Raw genomic sequence first — 17,208 nt, 5'->3', positions numbered from 1 at the left:
TAGCATTTTATTAAATGTGAAATGACCGTTACTTAGTTCGTTATAATTTTTATTTATCATATTATGTGTATAATAGGGAGATTCTATGGATACATCTTACTACCACAATTTTATTACCCTTGTTCAAACGGGCAATATGACACAGGCCGCAGAGATTCTTCATATTACACAACCAGCGTTAAGTAAGCAGTTGAAATATTTAGAGGCTGAATTTGGGGCTCAATTAATCAACATTAAACGCGGCCAACGAGGATCAAACTTGCAATTAACAGATGCTGGTAAAATCTTCTACGAAAAAGCACAACAACTCTGCTCTATTGAAGAATCTACATATAATGCTGTACAACAATTGAATTCACGCATTGAAGGTACTTTACGTATTGCGACGTCTGCATCTCGTTCAACGCCAATCGTACAGCAATATTTACCAGCTTTTTCCATGAAATATCCATCTGTCCATTTTGAAATTTATGAAGGACTTATGACAAATGTAGTGACCCAACTCATCAACGGTAGCGCCGAATTAGGTATCGCCAATATTCAAATGGTAGATATCGATAAATTCGATATCCTGCTTACCCAAGAAGAGCATTTATACGCTATTTTCCGTCGTGATGTATTCTGGACAGATCGTGAGCATGATACCATCACGTGGGAAGACATAAAAAAATGTCCTCTATCCCTTTCTGGTGGCTCTGTTCGAATGATTATGCAATCTAGCTTAACAGATATGGAGCAACTTAATGCGGTAGCTATAACTACAACAAAAAGCTCAGCTATTGAGTGGGCCTCTTCTGGTCGTACAGTTTCTTTAGTCCCAATGGACGCTAAGGAACTCATTAATCATCGCAAAATGGCCCGCATCAAATTGCCAGAATTCTCGGGGGATTTCAAAAAAGCTTTTATCACACTTAAAGGCCATGCACTTTCCCCAGTAGCACAGCAATTTATTGACTTTTACAAAGCCTATGTATAATCATATTTGTACATACTATTACCATACTATGACATTAACAGCTCATATGATTGGTACCTATTTGATTATAGATGCCAATACAATACATAAGAAAAGACCTAGTACAATTTGTACTAGGTCTTTTTGTATCAGATCTTACATTACGGCAATGCTTATGGTTGCTTAAGTTCACCGTAGATATGATTTTATTAAGCTTGATGAACAGCACCTACAATATCAGTGATGCTGTTAAGATTATATTGTTCTACATATTCGCTCATTTCACGGGTAATACGTGAAATTGCTGTTGGATCTACCATCGTAGCTGTACCAACTTGAACGGCTTGCGCCCCTGCCATCATAAATTCGATAGCATCTGTGCCAGTCATGATACCACCAAGACCAATAATAGGAATAGTTACCCCTTTATAAACTTGATGAACCATGCGAAGAGCCACAGGCTTTACGGCTGGGCCTGATAATCCACCGTAAGTATTACCCAATACAGGCTTACGACGGTGAATATCTATAGCCATGCCCAACAAGGTATTAATTAGACTTACCCCATTGCCACCGCCTGCTTCAACGGCTTTTGCGATTTCTACAATGTCTGTTACATTTGGTGAAAGCTTAACGATAACAGGTTTATCCGTTACCTTACGAACCGCTTTAGTTACTGATTCAACGACCTTTGGATCTACACCAAAGGCCATGCCTTCACATTCTACATTTGGGCAAGATACGTTTACTTCTAATCCTGCAATACCATCTACAGATAACGTCTCTGCCATCCAAGTAAACTCATCAATTGTGCCCGCAGACATATTGGCTAATAAAGGTACATCATATTTCTTAATATCCGGCAGAATTTCTTTAACAAAATGTTCAGCCCCAGGATTTTCAAGGCCAATACAGTTCAATACGCCAGATGGTGTTTCTGCAATACGAGTTCCATGGTTTCCGTGACGCCCCTTAGGTGTTAAACCTTTTACGGAGATAGCTCCTATCTCATTGCTAAGATCTAAATACCCAGCATACTCAGGGCCATTGCCAAAGGTGCCAGATGCGGCGATAATAGGATTTTTCATCTTAATCCCGCAGTAATCGATGGCGAGCTTTGGATTAGGCGTAACGGTGTTATTTAAATCGCGTTCACGCATTAAAAGAACACCTCCTCAGCTGGGAATACAGGACCATCTTTACAAACTTTATAACGTTTGCCACCGGCACCATCACAAGCGCAACCTAAGCAACCGCCCGTACCACATCCCATGCGCTCTTCTAAAGATACTTGGCATGGCACATTGAGTTCTTTAGCCACTTGTGCTACGCCTTTCATCATAGGCATAGGACCACAAGTCATAACAGAGGTAAACGAATTAGCATTAATTAGGTCAGGCATGATTGCTGTAGGGAAGCCTTTTGTACCTACGCTACCATCATCAGTAGTGATGTGGACTTGAACAGGCGTATCTTTAAATAAATCAGCCCAGAAGGTTTCGCTTTCATTTCTAAAACCAAGAATAACTTGTGCTTCTTCATCTTTTTGCAAATGGGATGCGATACATAGCATCGGTGCAATACCAACGCCACCGCCAACGAGAAGCATATTATTAGATGTTACAAACGGTTCGCCCAAAGGACCTAAACAATCTAATGTATCACCAGGCACGAGACGTGTCATAATTTCAGTCCCCTTGCCTACGACGCGATACAAAAGGGTAATCGTACCCTTTCGGGCATCAAATCCAGCATAGCTAATAGGGCGGCGCAACAATGGTGCCGTAGAATCCGCTACGCGAACATTACAAAACTGTCCTACCTTTGCTTCTGCTGCTTGTTTTGGTGCGTGAACATCCATAATCCACACATCAGAGCCTATTTGCTCATTGCGAACGACTTCGCCCTGTTCTACATAGCCACTCATGATTTTACTCCAATTCAAAATCTTGTAATGCTTCTACAGTGTAGTTCGCATCATCTTTACGATTCGCCACAACACGCAATACTTCCCGTGCTGTATCGAGACTTGTTAAGCATGGTGTACCCATTTCTACAGCAAGACGACGCAATTGGAAGCCTTCGCGTTCAGGTCGTTTACCTGCAGTCAATGTATTAAGTACAAGATCGACTTTGTCTTGACGAATGTGGTCAGCACAGTTATCATCGCCTTCAGAGATTTTGTTAACTACCTTGCAGTCAACGCCATGTTCCTTGAAGTATTTACCAGTACCACCAGTTGCTTCAATGTGATAACCCAAATCAATAAAGCCTTTTGCTAATTGACTAGCTTCCTCTTTATCGCGGTCTGCAACAGTCATAAGGATTGTACCATCCTCTGGGATACGCATGTTGGCACCATTGATAGCTTTGAATAAAGCTTCAGAATATGTGCGACCAATCCCCATAACCTCACCAGTAGACTTCATTTCAGGTCCAAGAGCGATTTCTACAAGGCCCATTTTAGAGAAGGAGAATACAGGTGCTTTTACAGCTACATATGGTTTATTAGGTACAAGACCAAGTGGTAAGCTTAAGTCTTTTAAGCTTTCACCAAGGGCAATGCGTGTTGCACATTCTACCATATTGATACCTGTAACCTTAGAAATGAATGGTACAGTACGGCTAGAACGAGGGTTAACTTCGATAACGTTAAGTTCACCATCAGCCACGATATATTGAATATTAAGTACACCTTTAACATTAAGGCCTACTGCAATACGACGTGTATAATCAACGATTTGATCAATCAATTCTTGGCTCAAATGTTGAGCTGGATAAACAGCCATGGAGTCACCAGAGTGAACACCGGCGCGTTCGATTTGTTCCATAATACCAGGGATACATACATCGGTACCGTCAGAAATAGCGTCAACCTCTACCTCCATACCAACCATGTAACGGTCGATAAGAACAGGATGCTCCTTAGATGCTACTACGGCTTCCTTCATGTATACATCAAGCTCTTTATCGTTGTATACGATTTCCATCGCACGACCGCCCAATACATAAGAAGGGCGAACGATTAACGGGTATTTCAACTTTTTAGCTGCTTCTTGTGCTTCTTCATCAGAGGTTACCAAAGCACCTACTGGGCGAGGGATACCAAGCTTCGCCAACAATTCATCAAAGCGTTCACGGTCTTCTGCCATATCGATGCTATCCACGGATGTACCAAGAATTTTTACACCGCGCTTAGCCAATGGGCCTGCCAAGTTAATCGCTGTTTGTCCACCGAATTGAGCGATAACGCCAACTGGCTGTTCTTTATCAATGATTTCCATAACATCGTCCACAGTCAATGGCTCAAAGTATAAAGAATCAGAAATATCAAAGTCTGTAGAAACTGTTTCTGGGTTGTTATTAATCATAATGGATTGGTAACCCGCTTTACGGAGTGCCCAAGATGAGTGTACGGAACAATAGTCAAACTCTACGCCTTGACCAATGCGAATTGGCCCAGAACCAAGTACTACTACAGATTTTTCACCTAGTGGTTTAACTTCATCTTCTTGCGCATAGGCACTATAATAGTACGGCGTTTTAGATTCAAATTCTGCCGCACATGTATCTACGTATTTATATGTTGGTAGAATGTTCCATTCTTTACGTTTTGCGCGAACTTCTTCTACAGTTGTATTAGCATAGCGAGCAATAACAGAATCGGTGAAGGAATAGCGTTTTGCTTTGCGCAATACATCTTCTGTTAAGCCCTGTTCAGCCAATGCTTTTTCTACATTAACAATGTTTTTGATTTTTTCAATAAAGAATGTATCAATTTTTGTAATATAGTGGATTTTTTCTACACTAATCCCCTTGCGAAGAGCTTCTGCCACAACATAGATACGTTCATCATCTACTAAGTGTAAACGTTCGATAAGCTGTTCCATGGATTCATGGGCGATTTTCTTAAGCTCAATATGGTCTAAACCGATCTCCAAGGAACGAATTGCTTTTAACAAAGACCCTTCTAAAGAGCGGTCGATAGCCATAACTTCGCCAGTAGCCTTCATTTGAGTGCCCAATGTGCGGTCCGCCAAATTGAATTTTTCAAATGGCCAACGTGGGAACTTCGTTACTACATAGTCGAGTGTAGGCTCGAAGCATGCTTTTGTTTCGCCTGTTACAGCATTTGTAATTTGATCCAATGTCATGCCTACTGCAATTTTTGCGGCTACCTTCGCAATTGGATAACCTGTTGCTTTAGATGCCAATGCAGAGGAACGAGATACGCGAGGGTTTACTTCGATAACAATATATTCGTTGCTATTTGGATTCAAAGCGTATTGTACGTTACAACCACCTTCGATTTTTAAATAACGGATAATCTCAACGGATGCGGTACGCAGCATTTGGTATTGAATATCATTCAAGGTTTGGCTTGGTGCCACAACGATAGAGTCCCCAGTATGCACACCAACAGGGTCAATATTCTCCATGTTACATACGATGATGCAATTATCTGCACTATCGCGCATTACTTCGTATTCAATTTCTTTCCAGCCTGCAACGGAACGTTCTGCTAGAATTTGGTGAATTGGTGAAAGTTTCAAACCACGACGTGTGATTTCATACATTTCATCTTCGTTATGGGCAATACCGCCACCTGTACCGCCTAACGTGTATGCAGGGCGGATGATAATAGGATACCCAATGCGATTAGCAAAGGTTACTGCTTCTTCAAGATCGTTAAAGATATCGGATTCAGGAACTGGTTGATTAATTTCCTTCATCGCTTCTTTGAAGAGTTCACGGTCTTCGGCTTGTTTAATAGCTTCAAGAGTTGTACCAAGAAGTTTTACACCATATTCTTCTAATACGCCAGCTTCAGACAATTGTACGGCCATATTAAGGCCTACTTGACCACCTAATGTAGCCAACAAGCCCCAAGGGCGTTCTTTTTTAATTACTTCTGTTACGAATTCAAGACTAATCGGTTCTACATATACGCGGTCTGCAATATCTGTATCAGTCATAATAGTAGCAGGGTTAGAGTTAACCAATACTACTTTATAACCCTCTTCTCGAAGGGAACGGCATGCTTGTGTGCCAGCATAGTCAAACTCTGCAGCTTGGCCGATAATAATTGGACCAGAACCAATTACAAGTACTTTTTTTGCTTCTGAGGTCATATTATTTTCCCTTTCTCATTAAGTCTTCAAATTCGTCAAATAAATATAGGTTATCAGTAGGTCCTGGGGATGCTTCTGGATGGTATTGTACGGAGAAGATTGGCAATTCTTTATGACGCATACCTTCTACGGTTCCATCATTTACACTACGATGTGTAATTTCTACAAAAGCTGGCAAAGAAGTATCATCTACCGCATAGCCATGATTTTGAGATGTAATATATACCCGACCAGTACGTAAATCTTGTACAGGATGGTTAGAACCACGGTGACCAAATTTCAATTTGAATGTAGTCCCACCATAGGCTTGTGCCAATACTTGATGCCCCATACAGATGCCAAAGATTGGTTTCTTACCAAACATCTTCTTTACTTCTTCTACTGCATAGCCAAGATCTTGAGGGTCTCCAGGGCCATTAGATAAAAAGATACCATCTGGATTTGCTGCCAACACATCTTCGGCCTTAGCATCTGCAGGAAATACAGTAAGACGACAGCCTGCAGCTTCTAGAGAGCGAAGGATATTTTCCTTTACACCATAATCCATTACCGCTACGTGGAATTCAGCATTTTTATCTCCACGCATACCTTGCCATTTTGTAGTTACACGCATAACTTGATCTGTTGGCAAGTCTTGTTTAAACAATTTTTGAATATCCTCCATAGGGTAATCAGAGCGTACTAGTACGCCCTTCATTACACCATGGTTACGAAGAACACGTGTAATCGCACGTGTATCTACATCATAAAGGCAAGGGATGCCGTGCAAACGAAGATACTCACTAAATAGGCCTTCATTTTGCCAGTTAGATGGAAAGTCACACAGTTCACCTACAATAAAACCTTTACAATATGGTTTAGGACCTTGAGTAATAGAATTTAAAGTACCATAATTACCAATTAAAGGATAGGTTAATGTAATAATTTGATCCGCATAGGATGGATCAGTCAAGATTTCTTGATACCCTGTCATACCTGTGTTAAATACAACTTCGCCTACCGTTGGGGCGCCACCTAATAAGGAACCTTCAAACACGGAACCATCTTCAAGAACTAACTTGCCTTTCATTATAAGACTACGCCCTCCTTCATAACAATTTTGCCATCAACTACTGTGAGTTTAGCTTTACCTGTAACAGTCATACCATCAAATGGGCTAACTTTACCTTTTGTATAGAATTTATTTCGATCTACTGTCCATTCTTCAGTCGTGGAGAATACGGTAATATCTGCTGGCTTGCCAACTTCAAGAACACCTGCATCAAGGTGCATCAACTCAGCTGGTCGAGTACTCATATAGTACACAACTTGATCGATGCTTAGTTTATCAGGACCATATGCATTAGTAATAACCGCCGCCAAAGATGTTTCGAGGCCACTGAAACCATTTGGTGCACAGCAGAATTCATGGTCTTTTTCTTCATATGCATGTGGTGCATGGTCTGTAATAATCGCATCGATTGTACCATCTTTCAAGCCTTCTAATAATGCTTGACGATGATCTTCAGAGCGAATTGGAGGAGCCATTTTGAATGCTGGGTTATATTCGCGTAGGTATTCATCTGTGAAAGATAAATGTTGGCTTGTAACTTCACATGTTACATTAAGGCCTTTAGCCTTCGCACGGCGCACCATATCTACAGTATTTTTACTACTTACGTGGGCGATATGGATATGACCACCTGTCATTTCAGATAACAAGATATCACGAGCAACAGCCAAATCTTCAGCTACTGCAGGACGACCAATAACACCTAATTCATAAGAAACAATACCTTCATGCATATGGCCATTTTTAGTCAATGTAATATCTTCTGCATGGTCGATAACCATTTTATTAAACATGGACGAGTATTCTAAGGCACGACGCATAAATGCAGCATTTTCTACATAGTGACCATCATCGGAGAATGCTACTACACCAGCTTCTGCCATATCGCCCATTTCAGCAAGTTCCTTACCTTCTAGGCCTTTTGATACAGCGCCAATAAATTCTACTTTCACAACGCCAGTGAGTTCAGCCTGTTTTTGTAAACCTCTTACAAGTGCAGCATTATCTACAACTGGGTTAGTATTAGCCATAGTGACAACACGTGTGAAACCACCTGCAGCAGCCGCTTGTGTACCAGAGTGGAAATCTTCTTTAGCTTCTTGGCCTGGTTCGCGCAAATGTGTGTGAATATCGATAAGACCAGGTGCTACGATAAGCCCTGTTGCATCATAAACTTCAGCACCTTCAGCACTCAAGTTTTGACCGATGGCTGCAATTTTACCATCTTTTACGAGAACATCTGCTACTTCGTTTTGTTTTTTTGCCGGATTAACTACCGTACCATTTTTAATAAGCAAGCTCACTACCGTCACCTCCGATAATAGTTAAGTACAATACAGCCATACGTACAGCTACGCCATTACGTACCTGTTCTTGAATTACGGATTGATCAGAATATGCTACATCTGGTGCAATTTCAAGGCCGCGGTTCATAGGACCTGGATGCATTACCATTACATCATCTTTAGCTAAATTTAATACATCATTGTTAATACCAAAGATACGAGCATATTCTCTATTTGTAGGATACAATGCAGAATGAATGCGTTCTAATTGAATGCGAAGTACGTTAACTACATCTGCATCAGCCACTGCTTCACGAATATCATGGTGTACGGTAACACCTAATTTTTCAAATTCTGGATATACCATTGTACGAGGACCAGCTAGATGTACATCAGCCCCCATTTTTGTAAGGCCATAAATGTTGGAGCGTGCTACGCGACTATGCATTATATCCCCAAGGATAACCACCTTTAGGCCTTCAATAGATTTCTTTTTCTCTAAGATAGAATACATATCTAGTAATGCTTGTGTTGGATGCTCATGAGCGCCATCGCCTGCGTTAATGATAATAGGATCTACGGCTTTCGTAGCATATAAAGGTGCACCTTCTGCGCTGTGTCGCATTACGATAGCATCTGTGCCCATGTAGGACATAGTTAACAATGTATCGCGGAAGCTTTCACCTTTACCCATGGAAGATCCACTAGGAGAAAGATTGATCACGTCAGCCCCTAAGTATTTGCCGGCTAACTCAAAGGAACTACGGGTACGAGTACTTGGCTCCATAAAAAGGTTAATAATGGATTTCCCCTTTAAAAGTGGAACCTTCTTGTCATCAGAAAGAACGATTTTCTTCATTTTTTTTGCCACATTTAAAATCAATTTGATTTCTTCAGGTGACACATTTTGCAAACCTAATAAATGTTTGCCTTTTAGGCTAACTTGTCCCATGATTTCCTCCTAACTCACGTAACAAAAAAGACCTTTTGCCCAGGGCAAAAGGTCAAATAGTTTGCACAAAGAAGCCCTTATGGGGCGCTTCAACTATATTCCTTTCTCAGCCTCTCTGGACTAAATTAAAAGGTTTTGTAATATGCAATGGTCTCTCGTACCATGGATGCATTTTCTTTATTTATTGTACTGAATCTCCTCTTGAAAGTCAATGTGAAAGCAAAAGTTCATAAGTATTTTAAAAAGAGGACAAACCCTCAAAAGTGGCTTGTCCTCTCTATACTTCACCAATTGTTTCCTTATAATCAATCTATAATTAGATACAAATAATTTTCATTATTATAAGCTAATATTACTGACCCATAGGATATAATTTTGGTGGATTTTGATCATCATTTTGTTGACCTTGCTGTGAACTATAAGGAGCTTGACTTTGTTGACCATCAGTCATTGGATTTTGCTGTGCATATTGTTGATTTTGTTGTGGTTGCCGTTGGTCACGACGACGTGTATTTTGAGATGCAGTCGGTCTAGGTTTAGTCAACTCATCAATAGATACAGCATTTGGAATAGTTACACTTGGTGTATCCTCATGTACATCATCAAGTTCGCCGAAGGAAGGTCCTGTTTTAGCAGCTTGTGCTGCCTTACGTTCTGCCTCAATTTGTTGACGTGCAAGTTCTGCGCGACGACGAGCATTTTCTTGCTGTTCTTTGACACGTTGAATCGCTTCAGCTCGCTCTTTTGCTTTACGTTCAACTTCGGCTTGCGCAAGAGCTTGCTGACGTGCTTCTTCCGCCTTACGTTCCGCTTCTAAGTGAGCTTGGTAACGTTCTTCAGCAATGCGTTTTGCCTCTGCCGCTTGGCGTTCAGCCTCTGCACGTTCTGCAGCCAATCTAACTTGCTCTGCTTTACGTGCCTCAGCAGCTATACGTACTTCTTCGGCTTTTCGCGCTTCTTCTGTTCGTCTAGCCTCTTCTATACGGCGTGCTTCCTCTGCTCTACGAACCTCTTCTGCACGTTTTGCTTCTGCTGCAATTCGAGCTTCCTCTGCTTTACGCAATTCTTCCTGACGTTTTGCTTCAGCAGCAACGCGAGCTTTTTCAGCTTTACGGGCAGCTTCAATTCTTGCCTCTTCAGCCTTACGCGCTTCTTCTGCACGTTTAGCCTCTGCTGCAACACGAGCTTCCTCTGCTTTACGGGCCGCTTCGATTCTTGCCTCCTCAGCCTTTCTTGCTTCTTCTGCACGACGTGCTTCTTCAGCTTTTCTTGCAGCTTCAATACGTTGTGCTTCTAATGCTGCTTTTGCTTCGGCCGCTTTACGAGCATCTTCTTGACGTTTCGCTTCTAACGCAGCCTGTTCAGCTGCACGTTGTGCTTCTAATGCCGCTTTCGCCTCTGCAGCTTTACGTGCTTCTTCTGCGCGGCGTGCCTCTAATGCTTCTTGTTCTGCTTTTCGCTGTGCTTCTAAACGCGCTTTCGCTTCAGCTGCTAAGCGTTCTTCTTCAGCTTTTTTTGCCTCTAACGCTGCCTTTTCTGCTGCCCGTTGTGCTTCAAATCGAGCCTTGGCTTCTGCGGCTTGTCTAGCTTCTTCAGCCTTTCGTGCTGCTTCAATACGAGCCATTTCAGCTTTACGTTCTTCTTCGGCCTTACGTGCTTCAGCTACTTTTCGATCAAGCTCAGCTTTTCTTTCAGCTTCTAGTCGTTTAGCTTCTTCTGCTTGGCGCATTTCTTCAGCTTTTTTAGCTTCTAATGCAGCTTTTTCTTTTGCAGCTTGTGCTTCTTGAGCCGCCTTCAATTCAGCAGCTTTGCGATTCGCCTCAGCTTTCTCTGCTAGTTTGCGCTCCACTTCAGCATGTTTTGCTTCTGCTGCTTTACGCGCCAATTCGGCCTTTTCTGCTGCTATACGAGCTTCTTCAGCCTTCTTACGCGCTAATGCTTCTTCTGCATCTTTTGCTTTTTTGAGTTGTGCCTCTTTTTTAGCATCTGCCGCAGCTTTAACACTCAATTTTTTTGTTTCTTCGTGAGCAATTGTTTCTGCCTGTTTTGCAGGAGTCATAGTAGATTTAGATGTATCTACAGTTCCCTTATTAGTATCTTTACCATTGATAGGACCTACAGGAATTTGTGTACCACTTTGCGTTGGATGACCTAAACTATCTTTTACATCTTTTGGTACATTGACCGCAATAGTCTGATGTTTTTGCGGATTTGCAAGAGATTCAGGAATCAATAAGAATCGTATTGGCAAATTAGATGCACCTGCCGGCATGAAATTTAATGTTAACAAATCGCCTGCATTATAATTACCCATAAGACGGCTATCTAATATAGTACCGTCCCCTAGTGCAGTAATCCCATCAGCACCACCGATATGATAGGTACGCGTATCGGTTTGACCTCTACGGGCACCTTGTTGATGAAGTGCTTTTACCGTAAAGGAGCCAGAATATGGCCCACCAAGAGGGTTAAAATACAATCTAAACGGTTCATTACCCTTTGTAGGAATTTTTAAAGTGTATGAAACACCATAGTTACCACGGTCACGAACAAATGCTTTATTTTGCATTTCATCTACACCATTGATAAAGGCATCCTCACGGTCGTTACCAACTTCAACAAAAGCACCGCCTAAGGCTGTATCAAAAGGTGTAGTAACCTCCATATTACGCTTTGAACCAGTATATGTACCGCGCAATTGAATTTCATCAATAGGTAAGTTCTTAGCCCAATGTGATGCATCGACGGCATCCATGCCCATAGGTAGCATCATAACGCGGGCAAAGATTGGCGCCTCTGTTTTAATATCTACAATGCCTGTAAATAACGCATCTTGATATACCGGTGTATTTTCCAAATCAGTAAAGATTAATTGGCGCCCTTGGGGAGGAATGCTTAGGGAGTATAATGGTCTCGCATTGGGACTTTCATCTAAAGGATGCTCTAAATCCTTGCGGGATAAATCGCGACCAGCAGCAAAATAGTCTGGCGTTGCCACAGATTTTAACTGTCTCATTACATGAACAGTATTAGGATATGCCGTTTGATTTTCTAGTACGATAGCAATCTTATGGGGCTGATCCATTTCATTTACGTGATAAAAATAAATGCGGCCATTCCCATTAATAGTACCAGCACTAAGTGTACCGCCTACTGGTCCTACATATTCAGGGCTATCTGATAATAGCAATGTATCCGTTTGAGACACCAAGCTTGGTGGCAACGGAGAAAACTGAAAATATCCAATTGATTGTAAATCTATATCACGAGCCTCTACATGGCCTGTAAGAGCAGCCATGGCGGCCATCGCTGCGGCTACACAATATTTTGATTTATAAGAAAACATATATTAATACCTCTATATTTCTTCAAGCCCCATAGGGTCATACGTAAGTGCTAATGCTTCAATTTTCTTTAAACGATGTCCAATACCCGACTTAGATAATTCGCCATCCATCAATTCTTCAAGTTCTTTCAGACTCGCTTCTGGATTGTCCCATCTCAATCTTGCTACAATCCGCAACTTTTCAGGCAACTCATCAATACCAATTTCTCTATCGATAATTCGAATAGCCTTCACCTGGCGTACTGCAGCATCTACAACCTTTTGCAAATTTGCAGTCTCACAGTTTACTTGTCGATTAATTTGATTTCGCACAGTTTTCATTATGCGCACGTTTTCAAATTCCATCAGTGCTGATTGAGCCCCCATAATCTGCAAGCAATTCGTGACTGCGTCGCCTTCTTTAAGGTATACCACATATTCTTCTTTACGCTCCGTCAATCCTGCATGAATGTGAAAGAGCCGCAATACATGAATAATTTCCTTTGCAAAATTCTCATTCCCCGTCATAAACTCGAGATGATAGTCACTTTGTGGCTTATTAACAGAGCCACCGCCTAAAAAAGCACCCCGTAAAAAAGCACGTCGTGCCTCCATAGATTTAAGCCAACTACGAGGAATTTGTTCAGTTACAGGCCATAAAGCAAGATCTTCTAACGCCTTTCGCCCTTCTATAGATGGCTCTACAGATAAAGTATACATATTTTTCTTACGCAAGTTTAGTCCTTGTCGTACTAATACATTGGTAGGTAATTCATATTGTTTTTTTAATATGCCTAACAAGCGACGAGCTACTGCATTATTTGCAGTAGCCAATCTAATACCAACAGCACCCTTCATCCCCAGAATGATAGATCCACCCATGCGCAATAAGCAAGACGCTTCAATTTTCATGGCCAAATCTGCATCACTAGAGGATTCATATTGGCATAATTCATTTTTTACATCTTCAGCAAATGACATAGGTATCCCTTCTCATTAATGATCATCTCGTTGGAGATAATACTCTAGGATATGTGGTTCAGTATCTGATTGCATAGCATGCACAATATCCATAATTACTTTACCTAACCGTTCAGGATCATGAACAGCCGGCTTTTTAGGGCTTATCAATGTAGCCCGAATCGTACGTATTCCTTTAGCTTGTAGCTTCTTAGTATCTAATACTACAGGCTCTGAACCTACAGCACTATATTGTTCTACCATTTGAATTGGTAGTGGTCCATCGTTAGCAAGTACAGTATCTACAATGCCTTCACCACCATGTGCAATGAGAGCCTCCACATGATCACTAAGTGTATAGCCCGATGTTTCACCAGGTTGAGTCATAACATTAGCAATGTAAATTTTATTTGCCTTGCTAGCGCGTACATGAGATGCAATTTTATCAGTTAACAAATTCGGAATGATACTTGTATATAAGCTACCTGGTCCAAAGATGATAACATCTGCTTCATCGATAGCACGTAACGCAGCACCTTCTGGTTTTGGCTGTGCTGGCTCACTATACATATGGCGAATGCGTTTACCAGAATTAGGAATATTACTTTCACCTTCTACGATAGTACCATCGGTCATCTCCGCTACTAATTTAATGAACTCAGTAGACGACGGAATTACACGACCTCGTACACGCAACAATTTACTAGCCGCTTCAAGCGCTTCCTCCACATCGCCATCATATACTTGAGCAAGTGCTGTGATAAAGAGGTTACCAAAACTATGCCCAGATAGTTCATTTTCTCCTTCAAAGCGATAACGGAAAAGATTTTCCATAACCCCTTCTTGTTCAGCTAATGCAATCAAGCAGTTTCGTAAATCGCCAGGAGCAATCATTTTAAAATCTTTACGCAAGCGTCCCGAGGAACCACCATCGTCAGCTACGGTTACAATAGCAGACAAATTAGAGGTGTGTATTTTTAATCCACGTAATAAATTTGATAGCCCTGTACCACCGCCGATAACAACGATCTTAGGACCTTTATCGAGGCGTATATTTTGGAAAATAATATCCGACACCTTACTATCAGGATTAGGTAATACAGCACGAATAATCGTTTTAATAACCTTACTCGTACCGATTAACATTAAAACAGCGCCAATCGATAGTACAACAACGCCTACAGCAATGAGCACATTATAATTGTAAAAGCCCGTCATATTATAAGAAAAGGCTAATACAATATCTTCAAGAACGGCAAGCCATTGATAGTTAAACATCAATGAAATACCAATGATTAAAAGACCTACACCACAACTAAAAAGGGCAAGCCAACGTTTTATATTTAGGCCCGGAATAAGCCACCGAAACCATCTTTTTCGCAACATATGAACCCCTATCTAGTTACCAAGTGTTTTAATTTCATGAGGATTATAATCTTCTTCTACATTATTTTTCATCATATCTCGATGTTCTACAGAAACGCGATAGCCGTTTTCTAATAGATGAGAATATAATGCTTCTGCCATAGCCACAGATCGATGCATACCACCTGTACAGCCTACAGCAACGATAAATTGAGACTTCCCTTCTTGTTCATAATTAGGCACAAGAAAATCAATAGTATCAAAATAACGCTTTTTAAATTCCTCTGTAACTTCAAAAGAATGAATATATTCATTTACAGCTTTCACACGACCTGTTTTATGACGAAAATCTGGAATGTAGAATGGGTTTGGTAAAAATCGAACATCCCAAACCATATCCGCATCCAATGGTAATCCATATTTAAAGCCAAAGCTTACAACTGTAATAGACATGCCATGTCCTTCGTCAACTTGAGTGAATCGAGTTTTTAAATACTCTTTGAGGCTCGCAGTTTTCATATTCGTTGTATCAATAATGAAGTCTGCTTTATGTCGTACAGAATTTAATATCTGACGTTCTTCTTTCAAACCTGTAGTGATCATCCCATCTGGAGCCAGTGGATGGCTGCGACGACTTTCTTTATATCGTCTAATTAACGTCTCATCTGTAGCATCCATAAAGACAATTTCATAATCTACCTTCATTTCTCTTAATGTTTCAAGAGATGATGAAAGGGCTTCAAAGAATTCACCACCGCGAATATCTACAACTAAAGCTACACGGTTTGTACGTTCTCCACCTTGTCGACAAATTTCACTTAGCTTAGGAATCAGTATAGGAGGAATATTATCAATACATAGATAGCCCATATCCTCTAATGCTTGTAGAACCTGAGTTTTGCCGGCACCAGACATGCCTGTAACAATTAATAAACGAAATGCTTCCATAGTTTTACTCCATTATAAAAGATTCTTTTCTATCCAGTGAGCTACACCATCTTCATTATGATGACCACATACTTCATTAGCCACAGATTTTACATGTTCTGTTGCATTTGAAACGGCTACCGAATATCCCGTTTCACTTAACATAGAAATATCGTTCTCTGCATTTCCAAAGGAAACTATATTTTCAAAGCTAAGATTATTATCTAGTGCTAATCGAGCTAATGCACGCCCTTTTGATACATTCGGTGCAGTGATTTCGAGAAAATCTCGTTGACTACGCACTAATGTAACTTGATTACCAACTAATGGGGTCAAGATATCAATAATTATATCGATTCCTTCCTTTGTATCGATAGCAATGAGCTTATTAGGTTCTGAAGAAAGTGTATAAATTGTATCACCTAAAAACTCAGCTACAGCCCCTGTTTGCTGTTCATAATGATCGGATTGCCAATTTTTATGATGACATAGTAAATGATCATCTACATACGATTGTATATGCCAACTATATTGTTGGCCGAGTTGAAAAACACGATGTACTACATCTATAGGAACAGTTTGTTCAAATAGCTTATATCCCGTTTCTAACTCCTGGATTAAACCACCAGAGAACAGTATCATAGGAACATTACCAAGTTGTAATGCTAATCCAATTGGTTTTGCCGTTTGATACATGCGTCCAGTTGCAATTATTATACCAATTCCCTTCTGCTGCAAGCGATGCAATACATCAACTGTATACGCAGAAACTGTATTATCACTTCGAACTAACGTCTCATCACAATCGATGGCTACCATTTTTATATGAGAAAAAGAAGGATTCATTCTTACCTCCTTCACAAGAAAATCTAATACTCTTTATTATACCATTTATAGTGCTTATATAGATAGAATATGCAGTAATGCACTAATATAAAAATATTTGTACAACCCAATAACAGTATTTATAAATCATACAATTTATGCTATATATAACGACAAAACTGTCAATAAATTATCAAAATAGCATAATAAAGGGTATTCTATATCAATTAATTATAGGAATCTATATATTAATCATAACCACCCGTAGAACGGGTGGTTTGCTCTGACCCTATAAGGGTCTTTCTCTAGTGGTGGCCCTCTAAAGAGGGCTTTGAATGATCTGACAACCACTCTATTACCACTGGCTGCCCCCTACTCGGGGGCTTTTATTTTGCCTATTTTACCGGCTCACCCGTAAACGGGTCGGTAT

Annotated in this window: 12 protein-coding genes; 1 reads left to right on the top strand and 11 read right to left on the bottom strand. The window is 40.6% G+C overall.

Translation table 11 applies throughout. The annotated features are described in order from the left end of the window. Window positions 1-85: 85 nt before the first annotated feature. The gene (locus KH286_RS08915; protein WP_004695545.1) at window positions 86-976 is read left to right on the top strand and encodes a LysR family transcriptional regulator; all 891 of its coding nucleotides are present in this window, start codon (window positions 86-88) and stop codon (window positions 974-976) included. A 188-nt stretch (window positions 977-1,164) separates the two neighbouring features. Here KH286_RS08915 and KH286_RS08910 read toward each other — a convergent pair whose 3' ends face one another. From KH286_RS08910 to KH286_RS08860, 11 genes are all read right to left on the bottom strand, one after another. Next, entirely contained in the window at window positions 1,165-2,115 is a 951-nt protein-coding gene (locus KH286_RS08910) for a dihydroorotate dehydrogenase (protein ID WP_278617839.1), read from the bottom strand. Then, window positions 2,115-2,882, bottom strand: coding sequence for a dihydroorotate dehydrogenase electron transfer subunit (locus tag KH286_RS08905; protein WP_008715751.1), 768 nt, complete (start codon window positions 2,880-2,882; stop codon window positions 2,115-2,117). Before KH286_RS08905 ends, KH286_RS08910 begins: the two co-directional genes overlap by 1 nt. Window positions 2,883-2,886: 4 nt before the next feature. Beyond that, window positions 2,887-6,087, bottom strand: coding sequence for a carbamoyl-phosphate synthase large subunit (gene carB, locus KH286_RS08900; protein WP_278617838.1), 3,201 nt, complete (start codon window positions 6,085-6,087; stop codon window positions 2,887-2,889). A gap of 1 nt (window position 6,088) precedes the next feature. Beyond that, a complete protein-coding gene (gene carA, locus KH286_RS08895) occupies window positions 6,089-7,156 on the bottom strand; it encodes a glutamine-hydrolyzing carbamoyl-phosphate synthase small subunit (RefSeq protein ID WP_004695539.1) in 1,068 nt (355 codons plus the stop codon). After that, entirely contained in the window at window positions 7,156-8,442 is a 1,287-nt protein-coding gene (locus tag KH286_RS08890) for a dihydroorotase (protein ID WP_004695537.1), read from the bottom strand. Before KH286_RS08890 ends, carA begins: the two co-directional genes overlap by 1 nt. Next, window positions 8,426-9,376 carry an aspartate carbamoyltransferase catalytic subunit gene (locus KH286_RS08885; RefSeq protein WP_278617837.1) on the bottom strand — a complete coding sequence of 317 codons (951 nt, stop codon included), beginning with the start codon at window positions 9,374-9,376 and terminating at the stop codon, window positions 8,426-8,428. Before KH286_RS08885 ends, KH286_RS08890 begins: the two co-directional genes overlap by 17 nt. A gap of 352 nt (window positions 9,377-9,728) precedes the next feature. After that, window positions 9,729-12,722: an ATPase gene (locus KH286_RS08880; RefSeq protein WP_278617836.1), complete on the bottom strand. Its 2,994-nt coding sequence runs from the start codon at window positions 12,720-12,722 to the stop codon at window positions 9,729-9,731. Between the two features lie 12 nt (window positions 12,723-12,734). Continuing rightward, complete coding sequence (whiA, locus tag KH286_RS08875; RefSeq protein WP_008715758.1) at window positions 12,735-13,682, bottom strand: DNA-binding protein WhiA; 948 nt, start codon at window positions 13,680-13,682, stop codon at window positions 12,735-12,737. 15 nt (window positions 13,683-13,697) lie between these two features. Then, a complete protein-coding gene (locus tag KH286_RS08870; RefSeq protein WP_038125898.1) occupies window positions 13,698-15,047 on the bottom strand; it encodes a gluconeogenesis factor YvcK family protein in 1,350 nt (449 codons plus the stop codon). A 12-nt stretch (window positions 15,048-15,059) separates the two neighbouring features. Continuing rightward, window positions 15,060-15,974, bottom strand: a complete 915-nt coding sequence (rapZ, locus tag KH286_RS08865; protein ID WP_008715762.1) for an RNase adapter RapZ — start codon at window positions 15,972-15,974, stop codon at window positions 15,060-15,062. Window positions 15,975-15,986: 12 nt separating this feature from the next. Next, window positions 15,987-16,799, bottom strand: coding sequence for a Cof-type HAD-IIB family hydrolase (locus KH286_RS08860; RefSeq protein WP_038125899.1), 813 nt, complete (start codon window positions 16,797-16,799; stop codon window positions 15,987-15,989). Window positions 16,800-17,208: the final 409 nt, after the last annotated feature.

The sequence above is a fragment of the Veillonella parvula genome, assembly GCF_018378075.1.
GTDB lineage: Bacteria > Bacillota > Negativicutes > Veillonellales > Veillonellaceae > Veillonella > Veillonella parvula_K.
The sequence above is the reverse complement of the archived record's forward strand: the minus strand, read 5'-3'. Positions and strand labels throughout refer to the sequence as shown.

Coding starts and splice junctions, on each gene's coding strand:
- KH286_RS08915 (WP_004695545.1), top strand. CDS start 86: ATGGATACATCTTACTACCACAATTTTATTACCCTTGTTCAAACGGGC.
- KH286_RS08910 (WP_278617839.1), bottom strand. CDS start 2,115: ATGCGTGAACGCGATTTAAATAACACCGTTACGCCTAATCCAAAGCTC.
- KH286_RS08905 (WP_008715751.1), bottom strand. CDS start 2,882: ATGAGTGGCTATGTAGAACAGGGCGAAGTCGTTCGCAATGAGCAAATA.
- carB (WP_278617838.1), bottom strand. CDS start 6,087: ATGACCTCAGAAGCAAAAAAAGTACTTGTAATTGGTTCTGGTCCAATT.
- carA (WP_004695539.1), bottom strand. CDS start 7,156: ATGAAAGGCAAGTTAGTTCTTGAAGATGGTTCCGTGTTTGAAGGTTCC.
- KH286_RS08885 (WP_278617837.1), bottom strand. CDS start 9,376: ATGGGACAAGTTAGCCTAAAAGGCAAACATTTATTAGGTTTGCAAAAT.
- KH286_RS08880 (WP_278617836.1), bottom strand. CDS start 12,722: ATGTTTTCTTATAAATCAAAATATTGTGTAGCCGCAGCGATGGCCGCC.
- whiA (WP_008715758.1), bottom strand. CDS start 13,682: ATGTCATTTGCTGAAGATGTAAAAAATGAATTATGCCAATATGAATCC.
- KH286_RS08870 (WP_038125898.1), bottom strand. CDS start 15,047: ATGTTGCGAAAAAGATGGTTTCGGTGGCTTATTCCGGGCCTAAATATA.
- rapZ (WP_008715762.1), bottom strand. CDS start 15,974: ATGGAAGCATTTCGTTTATTAATTGTTACAGGCATGTCTGGTGCCGGC.
- KH286_RS08860 (WP_038125899.1), bottom strand. CDS start 16,799: ATGAATCCTTCTTTTTCTCATATAAAAATGGTAGCCATCGATTGTGAT.